At 40.0% G+C, this 14,592-nt stretch carries 8 protein-coding genes and 1 tRNA gene; all 9 read left to right on the forward strand.

Translation table 11 applies throughout. From position 1 onward, the window contains the following. Positions 1-84 precede the first annotated feature (84 nt). The 9 genes from GN157_RS15745 (at position 85) to GN157_RS15785 (ending at position 14,520) form a co-directional block, all read left to right on the forward strand. On the forward strand, positions 85-1,392 hold the full coding sequence (locus GN157_RS15745) for an FtsW/RodA/SpoVE family cell cycle protein (RefSeq protein WP_157484451.1): 1,308 nt from the start codon (positions 85-87) through the stop codon (positions 1,390-1,392). A 40-nt stretch (positions 1,393-1,432) separates the two neighbouring features. Then, positions 1,433-2,524 (forward strand): undecaprenyldiphospho-muramoylpentapeptide beta-N-acetylglucosaminyltransferase, encoded by a 1,092-nt coding sequence (murG, locus tag GN157_RS15750; protein ID WP_157484452.1) that lies wholly within the window; start codon positions 1,433-1,435, stop codon positions 2,522-2,524. Positions 2,525-2,537: 13 nt separating this feature from the next. Beyond that, positions 2,538-3,890, forward strand: coding sequence for a UDP-N-acetylmuramate--L-alanine ligase (murC, locus tag GN157_RS15755; RefSeq protein WP_157484453.1), 1,353 nt, complete (start codon positions 2,538-2,540; stop codon positions 3,888-3,890). Continuing rightward, a complete protein-coding gene (locus GN157_RS15760) occupies positions 3,877-4,599 on the forward strand; it encodes a cell division protein FtsQ/DivIB (protein WP_157484454.1) in 723 nt (240 codons plus the stop codon). The genes murC and GN157_RS15760 overlap by 14 nt, the downstream gene beginning before the upstream one ends. Positions 4,600-4,602: 3 nt before the next feature. Continuing rightward, entirely contained in the window at positions 4,603-5,994 is a 1,392-nt protein-coding gene (gene ftsA / locus GN157_RS15765; RefSeq protein WP_157484455.1) for a cell division protein FtsA, read from the forward strand. Positions 5,995-6,007: 13 nt separating this feature from the next. Then, positions 6,008-8,044, forward strand: coding sequence for a cell division protein FtsZ (gene ftsZ, locus GN157_RS15770; protein ID WP_157484456.1), 2,037 nt, complete (start codon positions 6,008-6,010; stop codon positions 8,042-8,044). A gap of 92 nt (positions 8,045-8,136) precedes the next feature. Then, the gene (locus GN157_RS15775; protein ID WP_035134928.1) at positions 8,137-8,586 is read left to right on the forward strand and encodes a GatB/YqeY domain-containing protein; all 450 of its coding nucleotides are present in this window, start codon (positions 8,137-8,139) and stop codon (positions 8,584-8,586) included. A 37-nt stretch (positions 8,587-8,623) separates the two neighbouring features. Next, positions 8,624-8,697, forward strand: a tRNA-Arg gene (locus GN157_RS15780). 408 nt (positions 8,698-9,105) lie between these two features. Continuing rightward, positions 9,106-14,520, forward strand: a complete 5,415-nt coding sequence (locus GN157_RS15785; protein WP_157484457.1) for a choice-of-anchor L domain-containing protein — start codon at positions 9,106-9,108, stop codon at positions 14,518-14,520. Positions 14,521-14,592: the final 72 nt, after the last annotated feature.

The following is a 14,592-nucleotide window of genomic DNA, read 5'->3' on the forward strand; positions in this document are numbered from 1 at the left end:
CCGGTGTCATTCTGAGCTAAATGTAATGAAGCCGAAGAATCTGTAGAGGTCCTTCCTTCGTCAGGATGACAAAAATGAGTAAAGATGAAACAATTAATCAATAGCCTAAAGGGAGATAAAGGGATCTGGTCGTTTGTAGTACTACTGGCTCTTATATCGTTCATGCCGGTTTTCAGTGCAAGTGCAAACCTTGTATATGTAATCGGTAAGGGTTCTACCATAGGTTATCTGGTTAAGCACTTAGTACATATTTTTATAGGTTTTACCCTTATTTATTTTGTACACAAAGTGCCTTATCATTACTATAAGGGGTTGTCCAAAATACTGTTGCCTATAGTGGCACTGTTGCTGGTATATACCTTTTTTCAGGGTACGGTTATAGACGGGGCTAATGCTAGCCGTTGGATAAAAGTACCGTTTGTTGGGGTAACCTTTCAAACATCGGCCTTAGCCTCAATAGTGCTAATGGTATATGTGGCGAGGTATCTTGCTAAGATTGAAGGTAAAGAAATAACCTTCAAATCGTCGTTCATTGAGTTGTGGATTCCGGTATTTATAGTGCTGGCGCTAATCCTTCCGGCAAACTTCTCTACCACTGCATTAATATTCAGTATGATTTGTATGCTGGTATTTGTGGGTAAGTATCCGTTAAAATATTTGGGTACGGTAATAGGTATGGGAGTATTTATGCTTCTGTTCTTTGTAACGTTTGCAAAGGCATTCCCAAAGGCTATGCCTAACAGGGTTGATACATGGATATCGAGGATAGAACGATTTACGTCGGATGAGCCAAGTGAGGATGATTACCAGATAGAGAAAGCGAAAATCGCAATAGCAACCGGTAAGGTTTACGGGCTGGGACCGGGGAAAAGTGTACAGAAGAACTTTTTACCACAGTCTTCTTCCGATTTTATTTTCGCAATCATTGTGGAAGAGTACGGGTTGTTAGGCGGAATTGGGGTGTTGTTTCTGTACCTTATGTTGTTCTTTAGGTTTCTGGTTTCGGCACATAAGGCAAAAACACTGTTTGGTAAGTTGCTCATTGTGGGGCTTGGGTTCCCCATAATATTTCAGGCACTTATTAATATGGGGGTAGCAGTAGAGCTACTGCCAGTAACGGGGCAAACACTTCCACTTATCAGTAGTGGTGGTAGTTCCATCTGGATGACCTGTGTTGCGGTGGGTGTTATACTTAGCGTGACTAAGAAGGATGAGGAGATAGAGCAGGAAAGACTGGAGAAGGAAGAACGCGAAGCGGCACTGCAACGAATGATAGACAAGCATATGGAGGAGGAAGCAGAAGAAGGTACGGAAAATACAGAAACATCGGCAGCATATTCGATAGAAGACGGGACTAAAAACCCGATGCATGCAGTAATGGGGAAACCCTGATTTTTTAAAACGAAGTAAAAAAGAATAATATAAAATAACAATGGCAGCAAAACGATTCATATTGAGCGGAGGAGGTACAGGAGGACACATCTATCCTGCCATTGCCATTGCAAACGAGTTAAAAACACGTTTCCCTGATTGTGAAATACTTTTTGTTGGTGCGCAGGACAAAATGGAAATGCAAAAAGTACCGCAGGCAGGATATAAAATAAAAGGCTTGTGGATAGCAGGAATACAAAGGAGGCTTACGTTTGATAATGCCCTTTTTCCTGTAAAACTTATAAACAGCCTGTTCAGGTCAAGAAAAATAATCAGGGAGTTTAAGCCTGATGTGGCTATAGGAACCGGAGGTTTTGCCAGTGGTCCGTTATTAAGGGCAGCAGAATCTATGGGGGTGCCTACAGTGATACAGGAGCAAAATTCCTATCCGGGTATTACCAATAAATGGCTGTCTAAAAAGGCTAATGCGATATGTGTTGCTTATGATAAGCTTGACAGGTTTTTTCCGGCTTCAAAAATTGTATTTACAGGTAACCCTGTAAGGCAGGATTTGATTACCGTGGAGGATAAAAGGGAAGAGGCAATTAACCATTTTGAGCTCGACCCAAATAAAAAAACATTCCTGATTTTAGGCGGAAGCTTAGGGTCAAGACGCATAAACCAACTAATAGCAAAAGAGCTGGGTTGGCTGTTGGAACAGGGAGTACAGGTGTTGTGGCAGTGTGGTAGGCTGTATTATGAAGAGTACAGGCATTATCACGATGGTAAGCAGGTTCAGGTAATGTCGTTTGTAGACAGGATGGATTTGGTGTATGCTGCAGCCGATATGATTATATCACGTTCCGGAGCATCATCAGTATCAGAGCTGTGTATAGTAGGCAAACCTGTGGTGTTTATCCCTTCGCCAAACGTGGCAGAGGATCATCAAACCAAAAATGCACAGGCAGTTGTGAGTAAAGGCGGAGCACTGCTTTTAAAAGAATCACAGCTTGATGCTGAATTTGAAAGTACATTCTCAGCACTGCTTGCTAACAATGAACAACAGCAGGAACTGAGAGAAAACATAAAGAAACTGGCTAAGGTAAATGCCACAAAAGATATAGTAGAAGAAATTATAAAACTGATTAAGTAGCGCTTAAGCATATATGGATTTAAACCAGATACATAACGTTTATTTTATAGGTATTGGAGGGATAGGCATGAGTGCCCTTGCCCGCTATTTTAAATCTATAGGTAAAAATGTGGCAGGGTACGACCGTACTTCTACACAACTTACCGATGAGCTTAAGAAAAACGGAATACGTGTTCATTTTAATGACAGTATCGCACTTATAGACCTTCCGTTTCTTAATAAAAGCAATACGCTGGTTGTGGTTACTCCGGCTGTGCCTAAAGAGCACTTCCAGTGGAACTACTTTATTAAAAACGGTTTTGTGGTTAAGAAAAGAGCCGAGGTGCTGGGTATAATTACCAAAGGGACTTACTGTTTTGCAGTAGCAGGTACACACGGTAAAACTACTACATCGAGCATACTGGGGCATGTACTGTATGAAAGCAAGGTAGATGTTACCGCATTTTTAGGGGGTATTGTAGAGGGGTATAACTCTAATGTAATTGGCGAAGGTAAAACCGTAACGGTAGCCGAAGCTGATGAGTTTGACCGTTCGTTTCTACACCTGCATCCTAATATGGCCTGTGTGACCTCTATGGATGCCGATCATCTTGATATTTATGGAGACAGTACGGCTATAGAGGCTTCTTTTACCGAGTTTGCCAATAAGGTTGAAGATAAAACCAAATTGTTTGTTACTAAAGATCTTCCGCTTAAAGGAGTAACTGTAGGTGTGGAGAATGGTAGTGATTACAATGCGGTAAATATAAGGGTGGAAAACGGCTGGTATGTTTTTGATGCCGAAACACCATCAGGAAAAATTACAGATATACGATTTGCTTTACCTGGAAGGCATAACCTTACCAATGCGCTTATGGCACTGGCTATGGCTAAAACCTACGGAGTGGCAGATAACGATATAAAAGCGGCACTTGAAAGCTTTAAGGGAGTGAAGAGACGTTTTTCATATCAGGTTAAAAAATCGGATATGGTATATATAGACGACTATGCGCACCACCCAACCGAGATTGATGCAGTGCATCAGGCGGTGACAGAGTTGTATCCTGACAAAAAAGTACTGGCAATATTTCAGCCGCACTTGTTCAGCCGTACACGAGATTTTATTGATGGTTTTGCTAAGAGCCTTTCGGCTTTTAAAAATATAGTGTTGCTGGATATTTACCCGGCAAGGGAACTGCCTATTGAAGGGGTTACTTCAAAATGGCTATTGGATAAAATAGAGAATCCAAACAAAAAACTGATTTCAAAAAAGGATGTGATTCCGTTTTTGAGAATTACCGATGCCGATGTGGTTATTACCATTGGGGCAGGTGATATTGGTGAGATGGTTCCGGAAATAAAAAAGGTGCTTGATGAAAAAAATTAACTGGGATAATATAAGGCTTTTTGTAATCGCGGGAGTGGTTATTTTCCTTTATTCCTTCTCTTCAAAAAGGAACGGAAGCAGGCATTTTGTGGCTGCTGATGTCGAATTTGCGGATACTGAGGAGTTTATTACCCCGGAGAAAGTTAATAAGTTGTTGATACAAAATTTTAACACTGTTGCGAGCATAACGAAAGAAAAATTAGATTTGAATAGCGTGGAGAAAAGACTCGAATCCAATCCTATGATTGACGATGCAGAGGTGTTCGCTACGGTAGACGGCAGGCTGAAGGCTGTTGTGAGGCAAAGAGTTCCTGTGGCAAGGGTTTATGAAGGGGGAGAGTCGTACTACATTGATTACAAAGGGGCTAAAATGCCGTTATCTGAGAATTCAACCGCCAGGGTTTTGTTGTTAAACGGAGCCCTTAACGTCGTTGATAAAAGTAAGCTTTATTCGTTAGTTAAATATATCTATGATGATGCCTTTTTAAGGAAGAATATTATTGGGATAGAAGTAACAGCAAACGGATCGCTAAAAATGATGAATCGCAATTATAGTTATGTGATACTTTTTGGCAGGATGGTAAATGTAGAGAAGAAGTTTAATAATTATAAGGCATTTTTTCAAAATGCAGTGAAGGATACATTGATAGAGAATTACAAAACGATAAATCTGAAATTTACACAACAGGTTGTGTGCACCAAAAATTAGGATATGGAAAAAGATAACATTGCAGTAGGTCTGGATATCGGGACAACAAAGATTGTTGCCATGATAGGTAAAAGAAATGAGTACGGGAAGCTTGAAATTTTGGGTGTTGGTAAATCCAAAAGCCTTGGTGTTGCCAGAGGAGTTGTTAATAATATTACACAAACTATCCAGTCTATACAGCAGGCCGTACAGGAAGCTGAGGCAGATAGCGGATATAAAATAAATGATGTGGTGGTAGGTATTGCCGGCCAGCACATAAGGAGTATTCAGCACAGTGATTACATCAGCAGGCATAATCCTGAAGAGGTGATTGGTGATGCAGATATCGATCTTTTAATAAATCAGGTGCACAAACTGGCTATGTTGCCGGGAGAGGAAATTATCCATGTATTGCCGCAGGAATTTAAAATAGACGGGCAAACAGAGATAAAAGAACCTATTGGAATGTATGGAGGCAGGTTAGAGTCAAGCTTCCATGTTGTAGTAGGTCAGGCTTCTTCCATAAGGAATGTGGGTAGGTGTATTAAGAGTTCGGGATTAGATCTTTCAGGTTTAACGCTGGAGCCATTAGCTTCGGCTGATGCGGTGTTAAGTCAGGAAGAGAAAGAGGCAGGTGTAGCACTTATTGATATAGGGGGTGGTACAACAGATCTTGCCATATTTAAAGACGGAATAATTCGCCATACGGCAGTAGTGCCATTTGGCGGAAACGTAATAACAGAGGATATAAAAGAGGGCTGCTCTATTATAGAGAAGCAGGCAGAATTGCTTAAAGTAAAATTTGGTTCGGCTTGGCCGGGTGAAAACAAGGATAACGAGATTGTTTCGATCCCTGGTTTAAGAGGTAGAGAGCCAAAAGAGATTTCACTTAAAAACCTGTCTAAAGTCATCCATGCCAGAGTAGTGGAGATTATAGAGCAGGTGTTTGCAGAGATTAAGGCTTACGGGCACGAAGATCCGCGCAAAAAACTGATAGCTGGTATAGTGCTAACAGGAGGTGGTTCTCAGCTTAAGCATATTAAGCAATTAGTAGAGTACATAACAGGTATGGATACCAGAATTGGATATCCTAATGAGCACCTTGCAGGAAACTCAGACGAGGAAATATCAAGTCCGCTTTATGCTACGGCAGTAGGTCTTGTAATGAACAGTTTGAGGAACAATACGCGTAGTGCAACACCAATAGGTGAAGTTAGGGAGCCGGAGCCGGTAAAACAACCTGAAGTAACTGTACAGGCAACTGCTACAGCACAGGTTCAGGAAATGGAAGAGGTGTCGGTTGAAAACGAAAACAAAGAGAAGAGTAGTGACGACTCAACAGAGAGAAAAGTTAAGAAGTCGTTTTTTGATAAGTATATAGATAGGATTAAAGAATTTTTAGATAACGCAGAGTAAAACCCGATTGATTATGATGAGCAATGAAGAATTTGGAAGCATTTCGTTTGATTTACCAAAGAACCAGTCAAACGTAATCAAGGTAATTGGTGTAGGAGGTGGCGGAAGCAACGCTATCAATTACATGTTTAAGCAGGGAATCAAGGGAGTAGATTTTGTAGTGTGTAATACTGATTCACAGGCACTGCAAAACAGTACAGTTCCAAACAAGATACAGTTAGGTGTAAGTCTTACTGAGGGTCTTGGGGCAGGGGCTAACCCAGAAGTAGGACAACAGTCTGCTTTAGAGAGTATAGAGGAAATAGAAAAAATGCTGGATACTAATACCAAAATGGTATTTATTACAGCAGGTATGGGTGGTGGTACCGGTACAGGTGCAGCTCCGGTAATTGCAAAACTTGCCAAGGAGCGAGATGTGCTTACAGTGGGTATAGTTACCATACCATTCCAGTTTGAGGGTAAAGTGCGCTCAGAACAAGCCATGCTTGGAGTTGAAAGGCTTCGAAAGCAGGTGGATTCTTTAATCGTTATCAACAATAATAAATTAAGAGAAGTATATGGTAACCTTGGTTTTAAAGCCGGGTTCTCTAAAGCCGACGAGGTGTTAGCTACAGCCTCAAGAGGTATTGCAGAGGTTATTACGCACCACTATACTCAAAATATTGACCTTAAGGATGCCAAAACTGTATTGGCAAACAGCGGTACAGCAATAATGGGATCGGCAGTATCATCGGGCGAAAGTCGTGCGAAAGATGCTATTGTAGATGCGTTAGATTCTCCGCTGCTTAATGATAATAAAATTACAGGTGCTAAAAACGTACTGTTACTAATCGTTTCGGGTACTAATGAAATCACTATCGATGAGATAGGTGAGATTAACGATCATATTCAAACAGAGGCGGGATACAATGCTAACATCATTATGGGTGTTGGTGAAGACGAGTCTTTAGGAGAGGCTATCTCTGTAACCATTATTGCTACAGGTTTTAATGTGGAACAGCAAAACGAGATAGTAAATACTGAGCCTAAAAAGATCATTCACGCCCTTGAGGAAGAGCAAAAGCTTGAAAGCGAACTAAACCAAAGATCGGTAATGTCGTCTTTTGATTTTGCTACAAAGCCGGAAACTGCTACAGATGAGCCTAAGGCAGAAGTTGTAGAAGAGATTAAAGCTGAAGAACCTCAGGAGGAAAAAAAGATAGTTTTTACACTGGAGGATGATGAAGAGGAAGAGTTTCAGGTGTCACAGCCTGTAGCCGAAACCAGTGTAGAGGTAGAGAACGAACTTGTTCCTACTACTGATTACATTAATAACCTTGATGTGTTCTTTGAAATAGTTTCACCGCAAAAAGAGCAGCCAAAGGCTTTTGAGCCTGAAATAGTTGAGGCTAAAACTAAAGTAAGGGATATTAGAGATATTGAAGTTGTAGATCCTGAGTTTGTTGTGGTTCCTAAAGAAGAACAGATAAGTTTCTCTTTTGATCTTAATAGCGCAGAAAACGTAAAAAGAGAAGAGCCAAAAGAACAAAAAACACTTTTCTCTCTTGACGAGGAAGTAAAGGATATACAGGTGAAAGATCCGGTACAGGTGGTTCCTGTAACAGAGGTTAATGAAAGTGGTGTTGTTAGATATTCTTTAGAGGAGTATCTTGAAAAAGAAAATGAGCTACTGGATTCTAAACCTCAGGATAAAGCAAAAGAAGAGCCTGTTGAAGAGGCGCTTAATATAACGCTTAAGAAAACCGAAGAGCCGGCTAAGCCACAGCAAAGCTTTAATGAGCTTTCTCCGGTAGAGATGACTATTGAGGAAACCTTAAGGCTAAGAGCAGAGGAACGCAGAAAGAAAATGAAGGAGTTTAATTATAAATTCCACAACAGTTCTGCAAAGATTGATGAGATTGAAAAAGAGCCTGCTTACAAAAGGATGGGAATTGATCTTGATGCGTCTAAGGCAGACAACAGCAAGTCAAGATTTTCGTTAGGAACAGACAGTAATGATGATTTACAGCTACGTTCTAACAATTCTTTCCTTCACGACAATGTAGATTAAACTAACCCAAATGTGATTCTTTAACCCGAAAGCCTTAATAACTTTCGGGTTAATTTTTTTATATTCGCATCACATTTTAAAAACCTGTACTTATGAGTTTACAAACGGAAATCATGGACGCCATGAAAACAGCCATGAAGGCGAAAGATACAGTAGCGCTAGAGGCGCTTAGAGCTGTTAAGTCGGCTTTACTACTTGCTCAAACAGAGAGCGGTGCTAAAGAAGATGTGGCTCAGGAAGAGGAAATTAAACTATTACAAAAGCTGGTTAAACAAAGAAAAGACAGTGCAGCTATATATGTAGAGCAGGGTAGAGAAGATCTTGCAAAGCCGGAACTTGACCAGGCTGCTATTATAGAGCAGTTCCTTCCGGCACAATTAACAGAAGAGGAAGTTGAGGCTAAAGTTAAAGCTATTATTGAGGCTAATGGCTTTTCTGGTATGGCAGATATGGGTAAAACCATGGGTGCTGCTAGTAAAGAGCTTGCTGGTTCGGCAGATGGTAAAACTATTTCGTCTGTTGTTAAAAGGCTTCTTTCTTAAAACAAAGCAATTTATATATTGTATATAATTTTTGGTAGGCCGCGTAGTTCAACTGGATAGAATATCAGATTTCGGCTCTGAGGGTTGGGGGTTCGAACCCCTCCGCGGTCGCAAAGCAGGCGTCATTGATTTATAAATCGATGACGCTTGTTTGTTTTTGTAGAGCTTATAAAGAGGATTAAATAAAATATTGATTATAGTTAGGCTTAAGTTATTTTGTTTGTGATATTGCAGAATATGTATTTTTTAGCATTTTTTTTGTAGGATTTTATCCTTTCTGCGTTATTGATGTATAAGTATTAAAAAGTCTTATTTTATGTTAAAAAGTAAAAATTAGCCTCTTTTTTTATAGAAAATATACAGTTTGTTTAAAAAGTGATAAAACAAATAAATTTATAACACTGTAGGGTTATTTTGTTTTTTTTAACAAAAATCGCAAAATAAACATTGTGTTAAATTTTTATCATTTAAAATTTTACTATTTTCGAAGTTGTTAAACAAACTGCTAAAATATTTAATATGAAAAAAATTACGCTATTGCTCTTCATGCTCTTGGCGGCAATGAGCGGTTACTCGCAACTTGCCCAGGAAGGGTTTGAAGGAACCTGGCCACCTACAGGCTGGGGTATTTATGACAATGGTTCTGGGACAGTACAGTCCTGGAAACACACAGATCCACTTAATGTAGAGTTTCAGCCTGCTTATGAGGGGACTTATGCTGCATTTGTTGATAGAGAGACTCCGTTACCGGGTAATGATGTTCCACAGGACTGGTTAGTTACTCCTTTGGTTTCATTACCGGCAAATGCACAGTTACGCTTTTATTCAAGGCTAACCATTGCGGGGGATAATGGTGGTTTATACCGTATAATGGTGTCTACTGATGCCGACCCTTCGGATTTGGAAGCTTATACCGAAGTAATTGAATGGACAGAGACCCAGATAAATCCTGTTCAGTTAGAGTACAATGAAAAAGTTGTTTCGCTTTCAAGTTTTGCTGCGGGTACAAACGTTTACATTGCTTTTGTGATGGAAGGTAGTTTTCAGGATCGATGGTTAGTAGATAATGTTTCTGTTGTAGAAGAGTGTCTTATGCCGGAAAACCTTATGGCATCAGATATAGGACTTAACACTGCTCATTTAACCTGGGATGCCGGTGCGGCTACAGCTTGGGAAATTGAAGTGCTTCCGCTTGATAATGCAGCTACAGGAACGGGTGTTAGTGTTACAGGTACTGCAGAATATGATCCTACAACTTTAACAGATAATACTAATTACAAGTTTTATGTAAAAGCTGTTTGTGAAGCGGGTGTTAACGAGAGTGAATGGGCAGGTCCGTTTTATTTTAATACAGTAGGTTTAGGAGACACCTGTGCTGCGCCGCTTGAAATTACTTCGTTACCATTCTCTACTACAGATAATACATCTAACTATGGAGACGATTATGATGGTATACCTGGTTTAACTTGTGTTCCTGATGAATGGAGTACATATTTAAGTGGGGATGATGTGGTGTATTCTTATACAGCCCCTGCTGATGGTACTATCAGTGTTGATCTTACCGATGTTGTTCAGTATTCCGGAATATTTATTTACAGTTCTTGTGATGATATAGGTGTGAACTGTTTGGATGGTGCTTATTATGATTGGAATGATATTCCGGCATCTATACCAAACTTTGCTGTAACGGCAGGTACTACTTATTATTTTGTAATATCTACATGGGCTTCTCCGCAGGCTACACCATATACTTTACTTATTCAGGAGGTACATTGTGAAAAGCCGGTAGGGCTTCCGGTAACAAATATCGGTCTTACTTCTGTAGATCTTTCATGGGATGAAATGGGTACGGCTACTTCATGGGAGTATGTTGTGCAGGCTCCAGGGGCAGGTCTTCCTGCAGGTGCCGGTATTACTGCCGATTCTAATACAAACTTCCCGGTTTCGGGTTTAACGGCAGCTACTCCTTATGAGTACTATGTAAGGGCAGATTGTGGTGACGGTACATTTAGTGCATGGGCTGGTCCTTACTTATTTGATACTATGGTTTGTGAAGTTGAAGACCAATGTACACTTACATTTATATTAACTTCTCAATGGGGAGGTTTTGATAGCAATACAATGAATGTTTCTCAAAACGGAGTTACACTTGCTGTTCTTGGTCCTGATTTTACCTGGGAAGATGGCACTGGTCCTGTAGAGGTAGAGGTACAGGTTTGTAACGGTATGCCTGTAGATTTATTCTGGAATGCCGGTGGATGGTCTAACCAGGTTGGTGTGGCTATACAAAATTCATTCAATCAAATTATATATGAAAAACCAATAGGTGAAGGTACATCAGGTACTTTACTTTATTCTGAAGCAGTAAACTGTGATACGCCAATGTGTATTCCTCCAACAGGTTTGGCGGTTTCTAACGAAGCTATGAATACTGTTGATTTAAGCTGGTTAGGTACAGATACAGGTGAGTGGGATTACTACATTGTTGAAGCTGGAGGTGATGCTCCTACTGATGCTACAGAAGGTACTTCTACTACAGAAAATCCTGTTACTGCAGGAGGATTAGAACCTTCTACAAACTACGAGTATTATGTAAGATACGTTTGTTCTGATACTGAAAACAGTGCATGGGCAGGTCCATTTGCCTTTAATACTGAGGTTTGTAACCCAGAAGATAAATGTACTTTTGTGTTTGAAATGACCAGTGTTGGTGGCTGGGGATGGGAAAATTTTACAATGTCTGTTTCTCAGGGCGGTGTGCCTATAACAACCATTGGTGATTCATTTACCTGGGGCACTTCAAGTACAGTTGAAATTCCGTTATGTCCGGATGTTGAGATTGAGGTATTTTGGAATTCCGACGGATGGGGAGATCCTAATGATAAAGGTCTTGTGATTTACAGTCCGTTTGCTGAAAGTGTGTATACTATGGTGCCGGGTACAGAAACTCCTGATTCAGTTGTTATTGAAGGCCTTGTGTCTTGTGATCCGCCACCATGTCCTAAGCCACAAAACTTAACAGCTACTGATTTACAGCTTAACTCGGCTTTACTGGGTTGGGATGAAATGGGTACTGCATCTACATGGGAGGTATGGGTGCTTCCTTATGGTTCTCCTGAGCCTACAGAGCCGGGAGTGGTTACTACAGATAATCCATATTTGGCTGAGACTTTAGATTCAGGTACTCCTTATGTATTCTATGTAAGAGCAAACTGTGGAGATGAAGACGGTGACAGTACTTGGTCTGGTCCGTTTGTATTCACAACAGCTATAGAAAACGATGATTGTGCTAATGCTACTGATGTGCCTGTAAACCCAGGTGTAGATTGTATTGAAAGTACTTTAGGTACTATAACAGGAGCAACTTCTTCAGGGCAAATGGCAAACTGTAACTGGCAGGCTCCTAATTTTGATGTTTGGTACTCATTTACAGCTACAGAGGCTACACATTCAGTTTCGCTTAATGATATGGATGGTGCTTACTTTAATTTAAATATTTATGAAGGGGCAGATTGCGGTACTTTAACAGATATTTATTGTGGATATGATACAACAGCAACTGTTTCTGGCCTTACACCAGGCGAGACTTATTACATACAAGTGTTTGCTGATTATATTGACAATCCTTCAGCGCCAACTTCATTTGAACTTTGTGTACTAACGCCTGCATCAATTATCGCTGACAATACAACTTACTCTGTAGAGGAGATTGTAACTGAGGTGCTTATTACTTCAGAGTGTGCTCAGGTAAGTAATATTTCATGGAGAACAGGTACTTCAAACGGATGGAGTGGTCAAAATGGTATTGCTATGTTTGATAAAGGATTGTCTGGTTTCCCAATGGATAAAGGTGTTATCCTTTCTACAGGAAACGCCATGAGCGCTCCCGGACCAAATACAAGTAATTTAGGTGAAGGAGCATGGGAAGGTGACGCTGATTTATTCGACTATATAACATCATCAGGAATTGATCCAGATTTAATTAGTTATAATGATGCAACTGTGCTTGAGTTTGATTTCGTTCCGTTAACAAACCATATTAGTTTCCCATTCGTGTTTGCTTCTGAAGAGTACGGTTTTTATCAGTGTTCTTTCTCAGATGCTTTTGCTTTCTTCCTTACAGACACAAGTGATCCTGATGCGCCAACAGAAAATCTTGCGGTAGTTCCTGGAACAGATGTTCCTGTTTCGGTTGTTACTATCAGGAATAGTCTTTACAACTCAAGTTGTGGTGATGCAAATCTTGACTTTTTTGAGAGTTACTATGAATTAGGAGATATGTCTGCTCCAATAAACTATAATGGTAATACTGTATTAATGGCAGCACAGGCAGAAGTTGTTATAGGTAATACTTACCATATTAAGCTTGTAATTGCTGACAGAAATGATAGTTCTTTTGATTCAGCAGTATTTATTGGGCCGTTTGATATCGGTCAGGTTAATCTTGGTGATGACTTACTTGTAGAAAACGGTAATGCACTTTGTGAAGGAGGGGAATATGTGCTGGATTCTGGCTTAGACCCTGAAGATTATGAAATAACCTGGACTCGTACAGATGCTGAAGGTAATGTAACCGAACTTGATGTTACAGGTACTGCAATTGTTGTTACAGAGCCGGGTACATATACTATTAGTGCTACATATTTGTCTTCAACTTGTATAGGTAACGATTCTGTACTTATAGAATATTTCCCTTCGGTTAACGAAGCAGTTGATTTGTTTGCATGTGATAGCTCTGGTTTTGATACGTTTGATTTAACACAAAATGAAGCGGTAATTCTTGCAGGTTTCAATGCAGCTGATTATGAGGTTACTTATTATCCTACTGAAGAGGATGCGTTAGCTGAAACCAATGTTCTTGATGAGATGTTTACAAACACGATACAATTTGGTCAACCGGTGTTTGCAAGAGTTGATGGTCTTGTAAACGGATGTGTTGTAGTAAAACCATTTAATGTTGTTGTTGAAGATAATCCGCCACAGTTTACAGTAACAGATGATTTCTATATTTGTGGAGGAACATCAGGAACTATTACAGTGACTCCGATTGATTTTGACTTAGCAGATGTAACAATTAGCTGGACTCGTAATGACGAAGGATTAACTGATACAACTCCAAGTATTACTGTTACAGAAGGTGGTATTTATGAAGTAACAGTAAATAATAACGGTTGTTTAAGTACTTCTGTAGTAGAGGTAACTTTAGTTGAAATGCCTGTAGCAGATGTTATAGAAGATTTAACTTCATGTGGTGCTTATGTGCTTCCGGCATTAAGTGAAAATAATAACTATTACACAGGTCCAGACGGAACAGGTGATATGCTTGCTGTAGGAGATGAGATAGCTACAAATCAAACTATTTATATCTTCGCTCAGGCTCCTGGTACTAACTGTATTGATGAGAGTAGCTTTGCGGTAACTGTAGTTCCGGCTCCTCAATTTGAAATGTCGGGAGATTGTATAAACAATGAGTTTGTAATCCAGGTAAACTTCCTTGATGAGACTTATGATGCTTCTAATGTAATGTTTGAGTGGTTTGACCCAACAGGTGCTACTGTGACAACAGAAACTACTGCTGTGGCAACTATGCAGGGTGCATATCAGGTAACTGTAACACCTACAGGATATGATGAAGCTTGTCCGTTTGTTATGGAATTCGAAGTAGAGAATCCAAATTGTATGATTCAAAAAGGTATCTCTCCAAATGGGGATGATAAAAACGATAACTTTGATCTTACAGGGTTTAATGTGTCTAAGCTAAGTATCTTTAACCGTTATGGTGAGGAGGTTTACAGCAGGTCTAACTATATCGATGAATGGTACGGACAAAGTGATAAAGGTAAAGAGCTTCCTACAGGTACTTACTATTATGCTATTGAACGCGTAAATGGTGAAAGTAAAACCGGCTGGATTTACATTAACAGAGAAGACTAAGAACAATTTTTAAGGCAAACAGGCTGCGGAACCCTTTTAGGGTTCCCCGGTCTTTGCTTTTGCCTAACAATA

The organism is Flavobacterium rakeshii (assembly GCF_009741375.1).
Classification (GTDB): Bacteria; Bacteroidota; Bacteroidia; order Flavobacteriales; family Flavobacteriaceae; genus Flavobacterium; species Flavobacterium rakeshii.

Coding starts and splice junctions, on each gene's coding strand:
- GN157_RS15745 (WP_157484451.1), top strand. CDS start 85: ATGAAACAATTAATCAATAGCCTAAAGGGAGATAAAGGGATCTGGTCG.
- murG (WP_157484452.1), top strand. CDS start 1,433: ATGGCAGCAAAACGATTCATATTGAGCGGAGGAGGTACAGGAGGACAC.
- murC (WP_157484453.1), top strand. CDS start 2,538: ATGGATTTAAACCAGATACATAACGTTTATTTTATAGGTATTGGAGGG.
- GN157_RS15760 (WP_157484454.1), top strand. CDS start 3,877: ATGAAAAAAATTAACTGGGATAATATAAGGCTTTTTGTAATCGCGGGA.
- ftsA (WP_157484455.1), top strand. CDS start 4,603: ATGGAAAAAGATAACATTGCAGTAGGTCTGGATATCGGGACAACAAAG.
- ftsZ (WP_157484456.1), top strand. CDS start 6,008: ATGATGAGCAATGAAGAATTTGGAAGCATTTCGTTTGATTTACCAAAG.
- GN157_RS15775 (WP_035134928.1), top strand. CDS start 8,137: ATGAGTTTACAAACGGAAATCATGGACGCCATGAAAACAGCCATGAAG.
- GN157_RS15785 (WP_157484457.1), top strand. CDS start 9,106: ATGAAAAAAATTACGCTATTGCTCTTCATGCTCTTGGCGGCAATGAGC.